The organism is Paraburkholderia sp. GAS448 (genome assembly GCF_050435685.1).
In the GTDB taxonomy this organism is placed as follows: Bacteria; Pseudomonadota; Gammaproteobacteria; order Burkholderiales; family Burkholderiaceae; genus Paraburkholderia.
The window spans coordinates 44,978-63,483 of record NZ_JBNDKT010000010.1 but is presented as its reverse complement, the minus strand read 5'-3'; the positions used below and the strand labels follow the sequence as shown (position 1 = coordinate 63,483).

Sequence of the window (18,506 nt, the reverse complement as noted above, 5' to 3'; positions counted from 1 at the left end):
ATATTCCTCCGCAGCAGCGGCCCCGGCGCCGTCGCCGGTTGCCCCTTCCCATCATGGCAGGACTCGTGGTCATGCTCGCTCTGCTGGCGTGGTGGCAGTGGCCAAGGCACTCCGCCAGCGCAGCGATAGCTGCCGTCCCGGTGAATGCCGGCCATGCGGTCGTCGCCGACTTTCCGATCCGGGTGGCCGCGGTTGGCACCGTGCAGGCGCTCAACACCGTCGATGTAAAAGTGCGCGTGGACGGCCAGTTGCAGCACGTCGCCTTCAGCGAAGGACAGGACGTGGAGTTCGGGCAACTGCTCGCGCAACTCGACCAGGGGCCGCTTACCGCGCAGTTGCGGCAGGCTGAGGCGGCGCAGCGCAAGGACCAGGCGAGCCTCGAGAACGCGCAACTCGACCTCGCGCGCTTTTCGAAGCTCGTCGGCATCGGCGCGGCGACGTCGCAGAGCGTCGATACGGCAAGGGCGCAAGTCAAGGCGCTGGCCGCGACAGTGGCTGCCGATGCCGCGCTGGTGCAGAGCGACCGTCTCCAGCTCGGCTTCACGACGCTGACTGCGCCGTTAACTGGCCGGGTGGGCGCCCGTGAGGCCGATATCGGCGCGATCGTCCACCCCACCGATACCACCGGCGTCGTCACGGTGACGCAGATGGAGCCGATCGACGTACTGTTCTCCGTGCCGCAGGACGTGCTGCCGGACCTGCTTGCGAATCAGGCGAAGGCGCCGCTGCCGGTGAGCGTCACGACGCGTACCGACGGCGAGGCGCTCGCGCAGGGATCGCTTGTCTTCATCGACAGCCAGGTCGATCCGACTACCGGCCAGATCAAGCTGAAGGCATCGTTCGCGAACACGGACCGCAAGCTGTGGCCGGGGGAACTGGTCAATGCCCGCGTGCTGGTGCAGACGGACCTTCAGCGCGTCGCTGTGCCGAGCCGCGCTGTCGTCAATACGCAGGCCGGAACGCAACTGTTCGTGCTGGCGCCGGACGACAAGGTGGAGATGAGAGCGGTGCAGACAGGTGTGAGCGTCGACGGCATGACGGAGATCAAGAGCGGCATCAAGGCGGGCGACCTGATCGTGTTCGACGGGCAGAGCCGCCTGAATCCAGGTGTGCGGGTCGCGGCGACGATCGTCAGTGCGAACGCGCAGGCATCCGCTGCCGCGCCCACGACGAATATGGACGCTCCATCATGAGCCTCCTCGAATTGTTCATCCGGCGGCGTGTCGCGACGACCTTTCTCGCGATTGCGGTGCTGCTGAGCGGTATCGTGGCGTATTTTCTGTTGCCCGTTGCGCCATTGCCGCAAGTGGATTTTCCGACCATCCAGGTCATTGCGAAACTGCCCGGCGCAAGCGCGGACACGATGGCGACCTCGGTGGCCACACCGCTGGAACGGCAGCTGTCGAACATATCTGGCATCACGCAGATGACATCGTCGAGTTCGCTCGGCACGACGTCCATTGCGATCCAGTTCGATCTGTCGCGCGACATCAACAGCGCGGCTCAGGACGTGCAGACCGCGATCAACGCGGCCGGCGGCACGTTGCCAAAGAACCTGCCGAATCCGCCGACTTACGAGAAGGTCAATCCAGCCGATTTCACGCTGCTGTCGCTCGCCCTGACTTCGCCGTCGCTCACGCTGACGCAGCTCGACAGCTACGCCGAAGACTTTCTCGCGCAGCAGATCTCACAGATGCCGGGCGTCGGCCTCGTCGATTTCCACGGACAACAGCGCCCTGCAGTGCGTATCCGTGTCGATCCAGACAAACTCGCCGCGCGCGGTCTGACGCTGGAGGATGTGCGCTCGATCGTCGGCGTGCAGACCGTCAACGCACCGAAGGGCAGTCTGAACGGCCCGGACCGCTCGGTGGTGTTCAACGCGACCGACCAGATCACGACGGCAGCTGGCTATCGCGACCTCGCCGTTGCGTACAAGAATGGCGCGCCGATCCGCCTGCAGGACCTCGGCACCGTGGTCGACGCCGCCGAAGACACACAGCAGGCCGCGTGGCTGCAGCACGAGCGCGCAATCATTGTCGACATCCACAAGCAGCCCGGCTACAACGTCGTCGAGACCATCCACAACATCACAGCCCATTTGCCTGCGCTGGAGGCGTCGCTGCCCGCGGCGGCCCATGTCCACGTGGTCGGCGACCGAACACAGACGATCAACGCGTCGGTGCATGACGTGCAGTTCACGCTGATACTGACGATCGCGCTTGTCGTGATGGTAATTTTTTCGTTTCTGCGCAACGTCTGGGCAACAGTGATTCCGAGCCTCACGATCCCGCTCTCGCTGGTCGCAACGTTCGGCGTCATGTACCTGCTTGGTTACAGCCTCGACAATCTGTCGCTGATGGGGCTGACTATCGCCGTTGGCTTCGTCGTCGACGACGCGATTGTCGTGATCGAGAACGTGATGCGCCACATCGAGGAGGGCGTGCCGCGCGTGCGCGCCGCGTTGCTCGGCGCACGCGAGGTGCGCTTCACAATCGTTTCGATGACGATTTCGCTGATCGCCGTGTTCATTCCGATTCTGATGATGGGCGGGATCGTCGGCCGCCTGTTCCGTGAGTTCGCGGTGACGGTGAGTGCGGCCATTGTGATGTCGGCACTGGTCTCGCTGAGCGTCACGCCGATGCTGTGCGGTTGGCTGATCCGCACGCCGGCTACGAACCGCGGGCGGCCGGGCAAGCTCGAACGCTGGCTGGAGAGCGCCTTCGTCGCGATGGAACAGCGTTATGAACACGGGCTCGACTGGGTGCTGCGCCACCAGAAGACGATGCTGGGTGTGACGATTGCGACCGTGATCGCGACCTGCGCGCTGTTTGTCCTGATCCCGAAGGGCTTCTTCCCGCAAGAGGACTCGGGGTTGATCCAGGGTGTCGCGCAGGCCGCGCCAGATATCTCGCCGGAATCGATGGCGGCGAAAATGCAGCAGCTCGGCCAAATCGTCGAAGCCGACCCGGCGGTGGACAACGTCTACTACTGGATCGGCGCGAATCCGACCGTGAGCCAGGGCCGCATGATGATCAACCTGAAACCGTTCAATCAACGTACGGCGAGCGCCGCGCAGGTGCTCAACCGTCTGAGGCCGAAGCTGGCGACGGTAATGGGGATTACGCTATCGATGCAGGTGCGCCAGGACATTCAGGTCGGTGGACGGATCAGCGCCGCACAATACCAGTACACGCTGCAGGACCCGGATGTGCAGGAACTGGGCCACTGGGCGCAGGTACTCGCGACGCGCCTGGCCAGCCTCCCTGAACTGACCGACGTGACGTCGGACCAGCAGGCGTCGGCGACGAGTGCGACACTGGTGATCGATCGCAGCACGGCCTCGCGTTTCGGCATCACCGCACAGGCAATCGACGACACGCTCTACGACGCGTTCGGCCAGCGCCAGATCGCGACGCTCTTCACGCAGCTGAATCAGTACCACGTAGTCGAAGAGGTTGATCCGAAGTTTCAGTTGACGCCCGATGCGCTGGCGCATCTCTATGTGCGCTCACCGCTGACGAATGAACTCGTCCCGTTGAACGTGCTCGTGAGCATCGAGAACAACGTGTCGCCGATTGCCGTGAACCACCAGGGATTGTTCCCGGCAGTGACGATCTCGTTCAATCTCGCGCCAGGACAATCGCTCGGCAACGCGGTTACGGCGATTCGCGCGGCCGAAGCCGCAGCCGGCAAGCCGGACTCGCTGAGCGGCACGTTCCAGGGCACCGCGCAGGCATTCCAGGCATCGCTGCAAAGCGAACCTTACCTGATCCTTGCGGCACTCGTGGTCGTGTATCTGGTGCTGGGCATCCTTTATGAAAGCCCGATTCATCCGCTCACGATCATCTCCACTCTACCGTCGGCTGGCGTGGGTGCGCTGTGCGCGCTGATGTTGTTCCGCCAGGATCTGTCGATCATGGGCATGATCGGGATCATCTTGCTGATCGGTATTGTCAAGAAGAACGCCATCATGATGATCGACTTTGCGCTGGTGGCGGAGCGCGAGCAGGGGCTTTCGCCCACCGCAGCGATCCGTCAGGCGTGCGTGCTGCGCTTTCGTCCCATCATGATGACGACGCTTGCCGCGCTGTTCGGTGCATTGCCGCTGGCACTGGGTCATGGCGCAGGTGCGGAATTGCGCGTGCCGCTGGGCATTGCGATCGTCGGCGGTCTTGTGCTTTCGCAGATGCTGACGCTTTTCACGACGCCGGTGGTGTACTTGTGGTTCGACCGTCTCGCCCACCGGATCGAACGCGATCGGCGCGAAGGTGATATCGCTTTCGAGCCGGTGCGTGAGACGCGAGCGCAGAGCTGAGGCGCGCAGCCCGCCTGCCGGCCCATAAGCCGCTCGCGAGCATCGACTAAGGATAGAGCGACCCCTCAAAACCTCACGAAAGCGACGGTGACCGAGTTTCTCAACGTAATCGGCCGATTCCAGTCTCATGATGGTGTGTCCCTCTTGCGCCCGGCCTTGCGACCGAGCTTTCCTGATCGTCATAGCCACCGGAAGCGCCGTGCTAAGTGCTTGCTCCCCTTCAGCGCAGTCGGCTAAAGCAAGCGCGCAATTCGGCGACGAAGAGGTCCGGCTGCTCGAAGGCGGCGAAATGCCCACCTTTCGCAACTTCATTCCAGTAGAAGAGCTTTGAGTAGGTACGCTCGCCCCAAATTCTGGGTGGTCGCGAGATCTCACCGGGAAAGACGGACACGCCGACGGGGATATCAAGTTGCTGCCGCGAAAAGTCCGTCGCGTAACTTTCAAAGTAAAGGCGCGCGGAGGAGGCTCCTGTATTAGCAAACCAATAAAGCGCGATGTTATCGAGCATCTCATCGCGCGAAAGCTCTCGTTCTGGCTCATTGTTGGTGTCGCTCCATTGGGCGAACTTCTCATATATCCACGCAGCTTGACCGGCCGGCGAATCCGAAAGGCTATAGCCAATCGTCTGCGGTCTTGTGGCCTGTAGCTTTGAATATCCGATGCCGTTATTGGCGAACGCTGTAAGTTTAGCGATAGCGGCCTTTTCTTCGGCGGTCGGTTCTCCTTCGAGGGGTGGTGGAAACAGAATGGGAAGGTTCAGGTGGATAGCCTTTAGTCCCTCCACATGCTGCTTAGCCATCCATGTAGTGACTCCCGCACCCCAGTCTCCACCTTGCGCAACCCAGCTTGTATAGCCCAATCGATTCATTTAGCACGGCCCAAGCTTTCGCAATATGAGGCAAGCCCCACCCGCGCTCAGTCGGCTTGTCAGAAAATCCATACCCTGGCAGCGACGGTGCGACGACATGGAAAGCATCATCGGGTGTGCCGCCGTATGCTGTGGGATCCGTTAGCGGCTCGATAACTTTGAGGAACTCTATAACGGAGCCTGGCCACCCATGGGTAAGGATGATCGGCAACGCGTTCTGATGTTTCGACCGCACATGTAGGAAATGAATGCCAAGACCGTCGATCTGGGTCCGGTATTGAGGAACGCTATTCAGCCGCCGTTCGATACGGCGCATATCGTAGCCGGATCGCCAATACTGCACGAGCGCTTTCATCTTCGCCAGCGGCACTCCTTCGGACCAGTCGCCGACAGTCTCCTTCTCGGGAAAGCGCGTTGCTGCGAGTCGTACCTTAAGGTCTTGGAGCGCGGCAGCTGGAATGGCGACCTGGAACGGCGTTACGGCTTCTGAGGTGGGCGGAAGCACAATATCTGTCGCTTTCGCCTCTGCTTCTCGTACCGCAGCCAGGCCGGTTCCAAGGCCCAGCGCGCCAAGCCACGCGGTAGCTCGAAGCACTTTGCGGCGCATTAAGTCCATGCCAGGTGATCTCGAAGCGTCGGACGAGGATGATGTCATGGGAAACCTCAATACGTTTGATGGGGCGAAATTCCTGGCCTTGTAGAGCTGGGAAAAATCACGAGAAGTCGATATTCCAATTTGGATCAATCAGTTCAGAACTGATCTATGACGCCAAGACGGCACCGTGCCGCTTCAATGTCGCGCCATTGCTCGTGCCGGAGCCACTGTACAAACTGGAAGAATGTTGAATAAAGTGGCTAAACTCGATAACTTTATCTACGTGGGTGGATAATTGACGTGGACCAACTGCTTGCCATCCGCGTGTTTGCCCGCGTTGTCGAAGCGGGCGCATTTACGCGTGCCGCCTACTCGCTCGACATGCCGCTCGCCACAGTGAGCAAAGTAATGCACATGTCGCGGCTGCGCTGGCCGGCCTCGGTGTGATTCAGACCTTCTCGTCTGCTGTGAAAGACGCGATCGCTCGTGGCGAGCTTGTACCAGTATTGTCGGCGTGGCAGCCGGATCCACACCCCTTGTTCCTCGTGTATCCGCCAGACAGACACATGAGCCAGCGCTTGCGCGTCTTCATCGAATGGGCGACGCAGCGGTTTGCACACAAGTTCGATCGGGCAACGTAGGCGTCGTCGCGAACCCGGCCGTTCCGAATGGCCGGTTATCGGGTGAAACTCCGCCCAAACATCGTCAGTTCCGCTTCGGTGTCGCGCGGCGGTCTTACTTTGCGAGTCTCAAACGAATCTCCGACCGGCAACGTAGCGGGTGTTCCGAGCTTGCTACAGAGCGAATAGTCGGGAACCTCTGGAAGTTGGTCTGGAGATTGCTCAATCGCGGCAACACCCGTAACCGTAACGGCCGAACCGCTCGCGCTGGGATGATTGGCTGTGGATGGGACTGGACGCGCGTAAGCGCAACAAGAAGCGGATAGCGCGACGGCGACGGCAACGCTCTTGAACATGCGGGTGTTCTTCTTTGGGCACGGGATCGCAAACGGCCCTTGATGGCACTTCGCAGCGCTTCTGGCGTCGAACCGGCTCGCGGCATCATTCGACCGTAAGGTAATCCGTCGTATCGTGCGCGCGCGAATGTCCCTATGCAGCCAGCACCGGCTATAGGCCGCGTGGTGCCGCGAGCAAAAATTCATCGGGTCGCGCGATACGTCCGACCTGCTGAAAAATGCGTACACCAGCGCCTACACGGATTCCAGAAAGCAAAAAGCCCAGTCGCGAGGACTGGGCTAAGTGCTTGAATCTGTTGGTGCCGGAAAGAGGAATCGAACCCCCGACCTTCGCATTACGAATGCGCTGCTCTACCGTCTGAGCTATTCCGGCAACCGGAGAAACGAGATTATAGGGACTAAATTACCGGTTTGACAAGCCCCTCGGTCAACTTTTTGTTTCGAGATGGTAGCGGGTCACGCGATCGACCTCGTTCTTCGAACCGAGGAACACCGCGACACGTTCGTGCAGGCTCTTCGGCCTGACGTCGAGAATACGCTTCTCGCCGTTGGTCGCAGCGCCCCCGGCCTGTTCGACGATGAAGGCCATCGGATTCGCTTCGTACATCAGGCGCAGCTTGCCTGGCTTGTCTGGCGTGCGCTTGTCGGCCGGGTACATGAAGATGCCGCCGCGGTTCAGGATACGGTGCACGTCAGCCACCATCGACGCGATCCAGCGCATGTTGAAGTCCTGCTGGCGCGGGCCGTCGTTGCCGGCATTCAGTTCGCTCACGTACTGCTGGACCGGCGGATACCAGTGCCGCGCATTCGACGCGTTGATGGCGTACTCACGCGTTTCCACAGGAATGCGCAGGTCGCTTTGCGTGAGCACCCACGAGCCGAGTTCGCGATCGAGCGTGAAGCAGTTCACGCCATTGCCGGTGGTCAGCACGAGCACCGTTTGCGGACCGTACACCGCATAGCCCGCCGCGACCTGCTGCGTGCCGGGTTGCAGGAAGGACTGTTCGGTCGGCTGCTGGCCGTCCGGGCAGCGCAGCACCGAGAAGATCGTGCCGATCGACACATTCACGTCGATGTTCGACGAGCCATCGAGCGGATCGAACACCAGCAGGTATTCGCCCTTCGGATAGTTGCTCGGAATCGGGAAGAACGTTTCCATTTCCTCCGATGCCATGGCGGCGAGGTTGCCGCCCCATTCGTTCGCATCGAGCAGGATTTCGTTCGACAGGATGTCGAGGTTCTTCTGCACTTCGCCCTGCACGTTCTCGCTGCCAGCGGTGCCGAGCGCCTCGCCAAGCGCGCCCTTGCTGACGTGGTAACTGATCGACTTGCACGCCCGCGCAACGACCTCGATCAACAGACGCAGATCGGCCGGCAGATTATTGTTTTCGCGTTGCTGCTCGATCAGGTACTTCGTAAGAGTGGTACGACGTTGCAAAGACATTGCTGTACTCCGGGAGAGGCGTAGGAATGCCCCGATTTTACCTGCTCGCCCCTGTCGGCTTTGTGGTTTTCAAATGACAGCGCGATTTTGCTTCACAGCAGCTCGATCTGCGGGAGGTTCAGCAGACTGGTTTCGCGCATGATCGACACGAAATCGGCCGCATACGGGCGTGTGGAGAACGCGGGCAAGGTCGCCGCATACAGTTCGCCTGCGAGCGGCGCGCCGTCGGCCGCGTGCACCGGGCGTGGCGTCACGTAGCGTTTGTCGAGATAGGTCGCGACGGCCCACAGCGGCAGCGCAGCCACGCCGCGCCGGCTCGCAACCAGCTGCAGGATCGCAACCGTCAGTTCGGAAGTGCGCCGCTTCGGCTCGATACCCGCGGGCTTCAGTACCTGGCGGACGATGTCGAGCATATCGTCGGGCACGGGGTAGGTGATCAGCGTCTCGTCGCGGAAATCGTCGGCTTCGAGCGCGGGTTTGTGCGCGAGCGGGTGATCGTTGGCGACGAGCCCGACGATCTGGAAACGGAATAACGGATGATGGTCGACGGCTTCGTCAGGGTCGGCCTCCGCCACGATCGCCAGGTCGGCGCGGTCCTGATGCAGCAGGCCGATCGGGTCCGCATGGAAGCCGGACACGATATCGAGTTCGATCTCGGGCCACCGCTGGCGAAAGGAGTCCATGGCGGGCATCAGCCAGTCGAAGCAGGTGTGACATTCCACGGCGATCCGCAACGTCCCGCCCTTGCCCTGCGCAAGCCGCGCGACGTCGCGTTCGGCTTCTTCGATCGCCGGCACGACGCCTTCCGCCAGCGCCAGCAGCCGCTTGCCGCCTGGCGTGAACGCGAGCGGCGCCGATTTGCGCACGAACAGCGGCATGCCGAAATGCGCTTCGAGCGCCTTCAACTGGTGCGATAGCGCGGACTGCGTCAGACACAGAAACTGCGCGGCGCGCGACAGATTGCCGGTGTCGCGCAGCGCGATCAGCGTTTGCAGATGCCTGAGTTCCAGGGGCGAGCGGATCATGACGGGCCGCCAGATTGGCGTGATGTTGAAAAAAATTAATGATAAATCAGAAAAACTTTCGTTTGAATAATATTCAGTCGAATTCGATACTGGCGCTCATTCACTGACTTCTGCGAACGAACCATCCGACACGGCCATGAGCACCGCACACATTCTGGGTTTCCCGCGCATCGGCGCGCATCGTGAACTGAAATTCGCCCTGGAGCGCTACTGGCGCGAAGGCCCGACCGCGGACGGCGAACACGCGCTGCGCGAAACCGGCCGCGCGCTGCGTGCCGCGCACTGGCGCGCACAACGTGAAGCCGGGTTGACGTTCGTCACCGTCGGCGATTTCGCGTGGTACGACCATGTGCTGACCACGCTTGCGCATGTCGGCGCACTGCCGCAGCGCTTCGGTTTCGACGCGGCCGAACTGACGCTCGCGCAGTATTTCGCGATGGCGCGCGGCACGGCGGCGCAGCCAGCGATGGAAATGACCAAGTGGTTTGATACGAACTATCACTACCTTGTCCCTGAGTATTCGCCGTCGACGCACTTCGGCGCGGGCGTGTCATGGCTCTTCGACGAGGTGAGCGAGGCGCAGGCCGCTGGCCACGACGCGAAGGTGGCGCTGGTGGGACCGCTGACGCTGTTATGGATCGGCAAGGAGCGCGATGGTCTCGCTGACCGGCTCGCGCTGCTGCCGGCGCTGTTGCCGGCCTATCAGGCGCTGCTTGCGCGGCTGCGGGAGGAGGGCGTCGAATGGGTGCAGATCGACGAGCCAATCTTCGCGCTCGATCTGCCTGACGCATGGCGCGACGCCGCGCCGGCTACGTATGACGCGCTGGTGCCGCACGCGCCGAAGCTGATGCTCACGACGTATTTCGACGACGTCAGCGAACACGCCACGCTGCTGAAATCGCTGCCGGTGGCCGGGGTGCATATCGACCTGGTGCGCGCGCCGTCGCAGCTGGACGCGTTCCTCGACGCGTTTCCCGGCGACAAGGTGTTGTCGTGCGGGATCGTCGATGGTCGCAACGTGTGGCGCAACGATCTGGACGCCTCGCTGGCTCGACTGACGGCGGCGCATCAGCAACTGGGCCCGAGGCTCTGGCTGGGGACGAGCTGCTCGCTGCTGCACACACCGGTCGACCTCGCGAGCGAAGCGAAGCTCGACGCCGAACTGCGCGCATGGCTCGCGTTTGCCGTGCAAAAGGTGCGCGAAGTGGCGCTGCTGCGGGATGCATTGACGCGCGGACGCGCGTCGGTAGCCGCTGAGTTCGACGATGCCCGTGCAGCCTGTGCGAGCCGACGCACGTCGGTCCGCATCCACAATCCGCTCGTGAAGCGCCGCGTAGAAGCGTTGACCGACGCCGATGCGACGCGTCGCTCGCCGTACGTAACACGCGCGGCAACCCAGCGCGCGCGCTTCAATCTGCCGCTTCTGCCGACCACGACGATCGGTTCGTTCCCGCAGACCGCGGAAATACGAACGGCGCGCGCCGCTCACCGGCAAGGCGGGTTGAGCCACCTGGACTACCTCGAAGCGATGCGCGCGCATGTCCGTTTCGCTGTCGACCAGCAGCTCGCGTATGGTCTCGACGTCCTGGTGCATGGCGAGGCCGAGCGCAACGACATGGTCGAATATTTCGGCGAGCTTTTATGGGGCTTCGCGATCACCGGGAACGGCTGGGTTCAGAGCTATGGTTCGCGCTGCGTGAAGCCGCCATTGATCTACGGTGACGTGTACATGCCGGAGCCGATGACGGTCGGTTGGGCGACCTACGCACAGTCGCTCACCGACAAGCCGGTGAAAGGCATGCTGACCGGCCCGGTGACGATGCTGCAATGGTCATTCGTGCGTGACGACCAGCCGCGTGCGCAGACCGCGTTGCAGATCGCACTGGCGCTGCGGCAGGAAACGCTTGCGCTCGAAGCGGCGCAGATCGGCATGATCCAGATGGACGAACCGGCGCTGCGCGAAGGCTTGCCGCTGAAGGCGCGCGACCGCGCACATTACCTGGACTGGGCCGTCCGCGCATTCAAGGTGGCCGTATCGGGCGTCGCGGACGATACGCAGATTCACACTCATATGTGCTATTCGGAATTCGGCGACATCCTGCCTTCGATCGCCGCGCTCGATGCCGACGTGATCTCCATCGAGACGACCCGCTCGAACATGGAACTGCTCGCGGCTTTCGAGACCTTCGAATATCCGAATGAGATCGGCCCCGGTGTCTATGACATCCATTCCCCCCGCGTGCCGGGCGCCGATGAAATGGCCGGGCTGATCGGTCTCGCGCTGGAGCGGATTCCTGCGGAGCGGCTGTGGGTGAATCCGGACTGCGGTCTGAAGACGCGCGACTGGCAGCAGGTAGGCCCAGCGCTCACGTCAATGGTCGAGGCGGCGAAGAAAGCGCGCGCGGCGCTCGCGCTGAAGTTCAGGGCCTGCGTCGCGGCTTGACGGAGGGTGCGGTCGATCGCGGCCGCCGCGAGGGCGGCCGCGCGTGTGGCTGCGCGGCGGCCGGACCCAATCAAACGGACGAAAAAAAACCGGCAACGCGTGCCGGCTTTTCATGTGCCCAGGAAAAACAGCCCGTCAGGCCAGCGCCTTCTCCACAATCTCACGCACGTCGCGCGATTTCGCCTGTGCCGCAACCGCTTCCAGCGCGGAGCGCATGCCGTCGCGCAAGGCCGGCGTGAAGCGGCGCCACAGTTCCAGCGACCGCGCGAGGCGCGCCGCGACCTGCGGATTGATCGCGTCGAGGGCAATCACCTGTTCCGCCCAGAACCGGTATCCCGAGCCGTCTTCGGCATGGAATTGCGCCGGGTTCGCCGCGCAGAAGCTGAAGATCAGCGAGCGCGCGCGATTCGGATTCTTCAGGTTGAACGCCGGATGCGTCATCAGCCCGCGCACGATGTCGATCACCGGGCGCTGCGCACTGCCGCGCTGCGTGGCCTGCAACGCGAACCATTTGTCGATGACGAGCGGTTCCTTCTCGAAGCGTCGGTAGAAGTCTTCGAGCGCAGCCTGCGCGAGCGCACCGCCGCCTGCCGCGGAGGTCGTCAGCAGCGCCGCCAGCGCCGCCGACCGGTCGGTCATGTTGTCGGCTGCGTCGTATTGGGCGTTGGCGAGGCGCACGGCATCGTCGGGACTATCCAGCTCGGCGAGATAGGACAGCGCGAGATTCTTCAGCGCGCGATGACCGGCGGCGTCCGGCGTCGCTTCATACGTGCCGGGTGTCTGGTGTTTGTCGTAGATCGCAAGCCATTCGCGGTGCAACGCGCTGGCGAGGCGCTTGCGGACGAACTGTCGTGCGCTGTGTACCGCAGCCGGATTCGATTCGGCCATCTGCTCGGCGAGATACGCCTCCGACGGCAGCATCAGCGCAAGTTCGCGGAACGCCGGCGACAGCGATTCGTCCGTCAGCACGCGCGAGAAGGCAGCGACAACCGCATCGTCGATTTGCAGTGCAGCGTCCGTCGCGGCACGCGACGCTAGCGTCATCAGTTCGCGGGTCGCCAGGCGTTGACCGGCTTCCCAACGGTTGAACGGATCGCTGTCGTGCGCGAGCAGGAAGGCGAGCTCGTCGTTCGTATAGTCGTACTCGACGATCACCGGCGCCGAGAAATTGCGCAGCAGCGATGGCAGCGGCCGTTCCGCGACGTCGACGAACGTGAAGGTCTGTTCGGTCTGGGTGAACTCGAGGACGCGCGTCGTGCCCTGCGCCGCAGCGGCTTCACCTTCGAGGCGAAGCGGCAGGTCCGTGCCGTCGTGGCCAATCAGGCCGATCGCGAACGGAATCAGGAGCGGCCCCTCTTGCGTTTCGCGTGCGGTGGGCGAACCTTCGCCGTAACCCTGCGTGAGCGTGACGCTATAGCTGCGCTGTGCGGGGTCCCACGCGGTTTTCACCGTCACGCGGGGCGTGCCGGCCTGGCTGTACCAGCGCTCGAACTGCGCGAGGTCGCGGCCGTTTGCATCGGCGAGCGCATTGCGGAAGTCGTCGCAGGTCACTGCCTGGCCATCGTGACGCTTGAAGTACAGATCCATGCCGCGCCGGAAGCCGTCGCGGCCGAACAGCGTCTGATACATCCGCACCACTTCCGAGCCTTTCTCGTAGACAGTCATCGTGTAGAAGTTGTTGATCTCTACGTAGCTTTCCGGGCGGACCGGGTGCGCCATCGGGCCTGCGTCTTCGGCGAACTGCATCTGGCGCAGCACGCGCACGTCCTCGATGCGCTTGGTCGCGCGGGCGGCTTCATCGCTGCCGTTGAGCTGGCCACCGGCCATGTCGGCTGAAAACTCCTGATCGCGGAATACTGTCAGGCCTTCTTTCAGGCTCAGCTGGAACCAGTCGCGGCAGGTCACGCGATTGCCGGTCCAGTTGTGGAAATACTCGTGGCCGACCACCGCCTCGATGTTCGCGAAGTCGTTATCGGTCGCCGTTTCGGGGTTCGCCAGCACGTACTTCGTGTTGAAGATGTTGAGCCCCTTGTTCTCCATCGCGCCCATGTTGAAGTCGCTGACCGCGACGATCATGAAACGGTCCAGGTCGAGTTCGAGCCCGAAGCGTTTCTCATCCCAGCGGATCGAGTGGATCAGCGAATCCATCGCGTGGCGGGTCTTGTCGAGATCGTGCGGCTCGACCCACACCTGCAGCAGCTTTTCCTTGCCGGAGCCGGTCTTCACGCGCTCCTCAAGCGCGACCAGCTTGCCCGCGACCAGCGCGAACAGATAGCTCGGTTTCCTGAACGGATCTTCCCAGCGTGCATAGTGGCGGCCGTCCGGCAACTCGCCTTCTTCGATCAGGTTGCCGTTCGACAGCAGCACCGGCCAGGCCGCCTTGTCTGCGGTGAGCGTCATCGTATAGGTGGCCATGACGTCGGGCCGGTCGAGGAAATACGTGATGCGGCGAAAGCCCTCGGCCTCGCACTGCGTGAAGAAATTGCCGCTCGACACATACAGTCCCGACAGCGTCGTGTTCTCCGCCGGATTGCAGACGGAGACGAGCGTCAGTTCGAACGCATCCGGCACATTGTCGAGCGTGAGACCGTGCTCATGCGGATGCGCGGCGGCATGCGGCGTGCCGTCGATCGTCGCGCTGACGAACTCCAGCTGCTCGCCCATCAGTTCCAGGTGCGGCGTGCGGGCGGCGTCGGGATTGCGGCGCACGCGCATCGTGTTCCGGACCGTCGTGCGTTCCGGGACGAGATCGAACTCGAGCGCGACGGTGTCGATCAGGAAGGCGGGCGGTGCGTAGTCGGCGCGGCGGATCACGGCAGGCGTAGCGGTGTCGGACATGGTGGTTTGGGTGTGGAGAGTGCAGGGTGGCCGCCTCGCGCGCAGGGTGCGCCGGACGAGCCTGTCGGGCCATTGTACAAAGCCTTGCCGCTTCGTGCGGGCGAACTTTTTACCGATGGCGCGGGTCAGCGTATTATCGGGCCGCCGCGCCTGGACGCGCGGCCTGGATCAGAAGCTGAAGAACACGAGGAAGACCATGACGCTCGACCGATGGACCCGTCGCGCCGCGCTGGTACTGGCGGCACTGGCAGGGATGCTTTCCGGCTGTACGACCTACGTGCAAACCCAGGTCACGGCCTTCTCCGACTGGAGCGGCAGCGACGCTACCCGCACTTACGCGTTCAGGCGCAGCCCCGACCAGCAGAACAATCTCGAACAGTCGACCTACGAACAGCTCGTCGCAAACGAGCTCGCCACCCACGCGTTCCAGCGCGTCAGCCTGTCGGAAGCGCGCTATCTGGTGGCGCTCAGCTACGGGATCCGCAGCGATACGGTGACGGTTTCGCAGCCCGTCTACTACAACCCGTGGCCAGCACCCTACTACTGGGGGCGTCCGATGATCGATCCGTGGGGTCCGTTCGGCCCGTTCCCGGCGGGCTATGTCGATCAGAGCTATCCGGTCTACACGCATGTGCTCGGTATCCGCATCACCGAGCTCGCGACCGGCAAGGAGGTGTACAACGTGACGGCGCGCAACTCGGGTGCCGAATCGTCTCTGGTGCGCGCGATGCCTTATCTTGCGCGCAGCGCGCTGTCGGGCTTCCCGCTTGGCAACGGCGCCGTGCAGACCGTCAAGCTCCCGCTCGACAGCAACGGCGGGGTGCCTCCGAACGAAGTGGCGGCGTCGCCTGCTTCCGGCGCGCCTGCTTCCGCGCCGAAGGTCGTGCAGTAACTTGCGCCGCCGTATTCAGCGCGCAGGATGCGCGGATGAAAAACAGCCGGCCAATTCAAAGGCCGGCTTTTTTGTGCGGACAGGATCGGCAAACGATGCCGCTCAGGCGCCCACGCCGAAGAGGGCGAGCGCTCCAAGCACGACGAACATGACTGCGGCGATACCGTGCACGAGCTTCGTCGGCAGCCGGTGGGCGAACCGGTCGCCCAGCAGGATCGCCGGCACGTTGGCGATCATCATGCCGAGCGTCGTTCCTGCAACCACCCAGAAGAAGTCGTGAAAGCGGGCGGCGAGCGCGACCGTGGCGATCTGCGTCTTGTCGCCCATTTCCGCGAGGAAGAACGTCACCACCGTCGCGCCGAACACGCCGAGCCGGCTGCGGTTGGTGTTGGCTTCCTCGTCGTCGAGCTTGTCCGGCACGAGAATCCACAGCCCCATGCCGATGAACGAGGCGGCGAGCGCCCAGCGCATGACAGTCGGTGTGACGAGCGTGCCGAGCCATGCGCCCAGCGCGCCGGCGCCCGCGTGATTGATCAGCGTGGCGACGAGGACCCCGAGAATGATCGGTAGCGGCTTGCGATAGCGGGCAGCGAGGACGAGCGAAAGCAGTTGCGTCTTGTCGCCGATTTCAGCGAGCGCGACAGCGCCGGTCGAGACCAGAAAGGCTTGATGCACGGTGTGATGGTTCCTCGGGCCGGAATATGAACGAGCGACGACCCACTACGCGCCGGGCCCTGTTGCGGCGGTGGTGGATCATCGGTCTCGCCAGGCCAGAGGCTGCGTCTGCCATGGCCTTACAGGCCAAGTCTGTTGACAGGCGCCCCCGCGTGTCACGCGCGCGGCGCAGGCGTTTCGGCTTGCGCGGGCGTGGTGCGGGGCGGCTACTCCCCAATGAGGGGCGGATTATAGCATCTGTGTTTGCGCGCGCGGCAAAGCGTCCGGGAAGCAAACGTTTTACAGAAAGTAAAGCCGGGCGACTTGCCGAACTGGGTAGACGAATAGGGTTATCCCATTAATGACGGGCCTTTGGAGGTAATCTACAAGTTTGTCTGACCTTCCGTCGCGCAGGCGACACGGATACAGATGGATACGTCTTTTGTGGCTGATTTAATCCAGAATATTCAGTATGATTCCGGCGATTCCGGGGGAGTCCGAGTCGAATTAACCCTCATGGCCTTGCGGCCCGGCCCTAAATAATACGGGGCGAATGCCGTTAATTCGCTGAACACATAACAAGACTGGATCAACCCCCCGGTTGGCGTCTACTAGAGCTGGGCTATGCGTCCACGTCGCGCCGTTGGCCGGCGCGTGCGGTGAGATGCCCGTAGCCCTGGCAGCTTTCAATCGCGCGAACACCGATATGCCCGATCTGCACTGGACCATTCCGGTTGCTCGCTGGTCTTCCTGGCCTGCCGTCGCAGCCACCGCCCCCGATATTGGCTTTATCGAGCCGATCGTGCGTCGGCGTCTGAGCACGCTGTCGCGGGCGGCGCTCAAGGTCGCGCACGACTGCACCGGCGATCTGGCTGGCGTGCGGGTCGTATTCGCGTCGCGGCACGGGGAATTGCGCCGTACCACCGACATCCTGCGCACGATCAGCGCGGGCGAGCCCGTTTCGCCGACCGCGTTCAGCCTGTCGGTTCTCAACGCGATGACGGGCGTGTTCAGCATTGCGCGTCGCGACCGGTCAGCGGCCAGCGCCATTTCGGCGGGGGCCGAAACAGTCGGTTATGCGATGCTCGAAGCGCACGCCCAATACGCGGCCGATCCCGCCACGCCCGTCCTGATCGTCTACGCCGACGAACCGGCGGATCCAGCCTACGGCACGATCGAAGATGAAGTGCAGGGCGGCGCACTCGCGATCCTGCTGGATGCGGGTCGCGCCGAAGGGCAACTGACGTGCGCGCTCACCCGCGAGCTTTCGGCGGACGCTGCGCCCGCCCGCTTTCCGACGCAGAGCCAGGCGCTGGAGCATTGTCTCGACACGCACTCGGCGGCCGCGTGGCAAGGCGCGAGCGCGACCTGGCACTGGAGCTGGCATGATGGCGCGGCTTGATTTCGCCTGGCGCCTGTGCGCCACCGGCATGGCCTTCGTGGTGTTCGGCGTGTGCGGCGTGCTGTTTTCGGTGCTCGTGTTCCCGCTCGTGTGGTTGTGGCCGCATCGCGCGTCGCGTCAGCTTGCGGTGACGACGGTCATCCACTGGTTTTTCCGCGCGCTGGTTGCCGTGCTGCGGCGCGGCGGCGTGATGGAACTGGAAGTAGAGGGCGGCGACGCGCTGCGTACGCGCCGTCCTGCGATCATCGTCGCGAATCACCCGACTTACCTCGACGTGATGGTGCTACTCTCGCTCACGCCGCACGCGTGCTGCGTCGTGAAGAACGCGCATTGGAGCAACCCGTGCTTCTACGGCATCGTGCGTGCGGCCGAATATGTGAGCAATGCCGATCCCGTCGAACTCGTCGAAGCCGGTTCACGGCAGCTCGAAGCCGGCTACACGATGATCATTTTCCCGGAAGGAACCCGCAGCCCCGCGCCGAACCGCCTGCATGCGTTTTCACGCGGCTTCGCGCACATGGCGCTGAAGGCGGGCGCGCCGATCCTGCCGGTGCTGATGGACTGCGATCCGCCAGCCTTCACCAAGCAGATGCGCTGGTACGACGTGCCGGCGCGTGCATTCCGCATGCGCGTTAGCGTGCTTGAACCCCTCGGGGTCGACTGTCTTGCCGCCCACGATACGCCGCCGGCGATTGCCGCGCGCACCGTGACCAGCGCTATCGAGGCGCACATCACACAGCATCTGTTCGATTATGGATTCTTTAAAACTGGAAATTAAACAGCTCCTGATCGAAGCACTTGATCTGGAAGACCTGAGCCCTGCCGACATCGACGACGATGCGCCGCTCTTCGACACCGACGGTATCGGTCTCGATTCGATCGACGCGCTCGAAATCGGCATCGTCTTGCGAAAACAATACCAACTGACCATTGCTGCAAACGACGAACGCACGCGCGAGCACTTCCGCTCGATCAATACTCTGGCCGCGCTTGTCGCGAGCCAGCGCGAGCCGGCGCATGCAGCGGACGAAACCGTCAAAAAAGGGGAATAAAT

General features: G+C 63.0%; 13 protein-coding genes, 1 tRNA gene, 1 pseudogene and 1 riboswitch. Of the genes and pseudogenes, 9 read left to right on the top strand and 6 right to left on the bottom strand.

The genetic code is table 11. The features are described from left to right. The first annotated feature begins 71 nt into the window (after window positions 1-71). Both P3T23_RS19580 and P3T23_RS19575 read left to right on the top strand, forming a co-directional pair. Window positions 72-1,193 carry an efflux RND transporter periplasmic adaptor subunit gene (locus tag P3T23_RS19580; protein ID WP_429317799.1) on the top strand — a complete coding sequence of 374 codons (1,122 nt, stop codon included), beginning with the start codon at window positions 72-74 and terminating at the stop codon, window positions 1,191-1,193. Further along, window positions 1,190-4,315 (top strand): efflux RND transporter permease subunit, encoded by a 3,126-nt coding sequence (locus P3T23_RS19575; protein WP_429317798.1) that lies wholly within the window; start codon window positions 1,190-1,192, stop codon window positions 4,313-4,315. Before P3T23_RS19580 ends, P3T23_RS19575 begins: the two co-directional genes overlap by 4 nt. Before the next feature lie 220 nt (window positions 4,316-4,535). Here the strand turns inward: P3T23_RS19575 and P3T23_RS19570 are convergent. Beyond that, a pseudogene (locus tag P3T23_RS19570) lies at window positions 4,536-5,838 on the bottom strand (epoxide hydrolase family protein). 240 nt (window positions 5,839-6,078) lie between these two features. Between P3T23_RS19570 and P3T23_RS19565 the strand changes: the two are divergent. Further along, on the top strand, window positions 6,079-6,225 hold the full coding sequence (locus tag P3T23_RS19565) for a hypothetical protein (protein WP_429317797.1): 147 nt from the start codon (window positions 6,079-6,081) through the stop codon (window positions 6,223-6,225). Then, the gene (locus P3T23_RS19560; RefSeq protein WP_429317966.1) at window positions 6,207-6,419 is read left to right on the top strand and encodes a LysR substrate-binding domain-containing protein; all 213 of its coding nucleotides are present in this window, start codon (window positions 6,207-6,209) and stop codon (window positions 6,417-6,419) included. The genes P3T23_RS19565 and P3T23_RS19560 overlap by 19 nt, the downstream gene beginning before the upstream one ends. 632 nt (window positions 6,420-7,051) lie before the next feature. On the opposite strand, the gene P3T23_RS19555 is transcribed toward P3T23_RS19560, so the two are convergent. The 3 genes from P3T23_RS19555 to P3T23_RS19545 all read right to left on the bottom strand — a co-directional run bounded on the left by P3T23_RS19555 (window position 7,052) and on the right by P3T23_RS19545 (window position 9,223). Continuing rightward, window positions 7,052-7,127 (bottom strand) — tRNA-Thr (locus P3T23_RS19555). A gap of 54 nt (window positions 7,128-7,181) precedes the next feature. Continuing rightward, on the bottom strand, window positions 7,182-8,198 hold the full coding sequence (locus tag P3T23_RS19550) for a class 1 fructose-bisphosphatase (protein ID WP_429317796.1): 1,017 nt from the start codon (window positions 8,196-8,198) through the stop codon (window positions 7,182-7,184). A 92-nt stretch (window positions 8,199-8,290) separates the two neighbouring features. Then, entirely contained in the window at window positions 8,291-9,223 is a 933-nt protein-coding gene (locus P3T23_RS19545) for a LysR family transcriptional regulator (RefSeq protein WP_429317795.1), read from the bottom strand. 136 nt (window positions 9,224-9,359) lie between these two features. Between P3T23_RS19545 and metE the strand changes: the two genes are divergently transcribed. Then, a complete protein-coding gene (gene metE, locus P3T23_RS19540) occupies window positions 9,360-11,666 on the top strand; it encodes a 5-methyltetrahydropteroyltriglutamate--homocysteine S-methyltransferase (protein ID WP_429317794.1) in 2,307 nt (768 codons plus the stop codon). 135 nt (window positions 11,667-11,801) lie between these two features. Here metE and pepN read toward each other — a convergent pair whose 3' ends face one another. Beyond that, window positions 11,802-14,504 carry an aminopeptidase N gene (gene pepN, locus P3T23_RS19535; RefSeq protein WP_429317793.1) on the bottom strand — a complete coding sequence of 901 codons (2,703 nt, stop codon included), beginning with the start codon at window positions 14,502-14,504 and terminating at the stop codon, window positions 11,802-11,804. A 196-nt stretch (window positions 14,505-14,700) separates the two neighbouring features. Here pepN and P3T23_RS19530 point away from each other — a divergent pair, with 196 nt between their 5' ends. Next, complete coding sequence (locus P3T23_RS19530) at window positions 14,701-15,396, top strand: DUF4136 domain-containing protein (protein WP_429317792.1); 696 nt, start codon at window positions 14,701-14,703, stop codon at window positions 15,394-15,396. A gap of 102 nt (window positions 15,397-15,498) precedes the next feature. Here P3T23_RS19530 and P3T23_RS19525 read toward each other — a convergent pair whose 3' ends face one another. Beyond that, a complete protein-coding gene (locus P3T23_RS19525; RefSeq protein WP_429317791.1) occupies window positions 15,499-16,071 on the bottom strand; it encodes a TMEM165/GDT1 family protein in 573 nt (190 codons plus the stop codon). 11 nt (window positions 16,072-16,082) lie between these two features. After that, a riboswitch (yybP-ykoY riboswitch) is annotated at window positions 16,083-16,298 on the bottom strand. A 458-nt stretch (window positions 16,299-16,756) separates the two neighbouring features. Here P3T23_RS19525 and P3T23_RS19520 point away from each other — a divergent pair. Genes P3T23_RS19520 through P3T23_RS19510 form a run of 3 tightly spaced genes read left to right on the top strand, consistent with a single transcriptional unit; the run spans window position 16,757 to window position 18,504 of the window. After that, window positions 16,757-17,452: a beta-ketoacyl synthase chain length factor gene (locus tag P3T23_RS19520; protein ID WP_429317965.1), complete on the top strand. Its 696-nt coding sequence runs from the start codon at window positions 16,757-16,759 to the stop codon at window positions 17,450-17,452. Further along, window positions 17,436-18,230, top strand: coding sequence for a lysophospholipid acyltransferase family protein (locus P3T23_RS19515; RefSeq protein ID WP_429317790.1), 795 nt, complete (start codon window positions 17,436-17,438; stop codon window positions 18,228-18,230). Before P3T23_RS19520 ends, P3T23_RS19515 begins: the two co-directional genes overlap by 17 nt. Then, a complete protein-coding gene (locus P3T23_RS19510; protein ID WP_133662146.1) occupies window positions 18,205-18,504 on the top strand; it encodes a phosphopantetheine-binding protein in 300 nt (99 codons plus the stop codon). Before P3T23_RS19515 ends, P3T23_RS19510 begins: the two co-directional genes overlap by 26 nt. Window positions 18,505-18,506 lie beyond the last annotated feature (2 nt).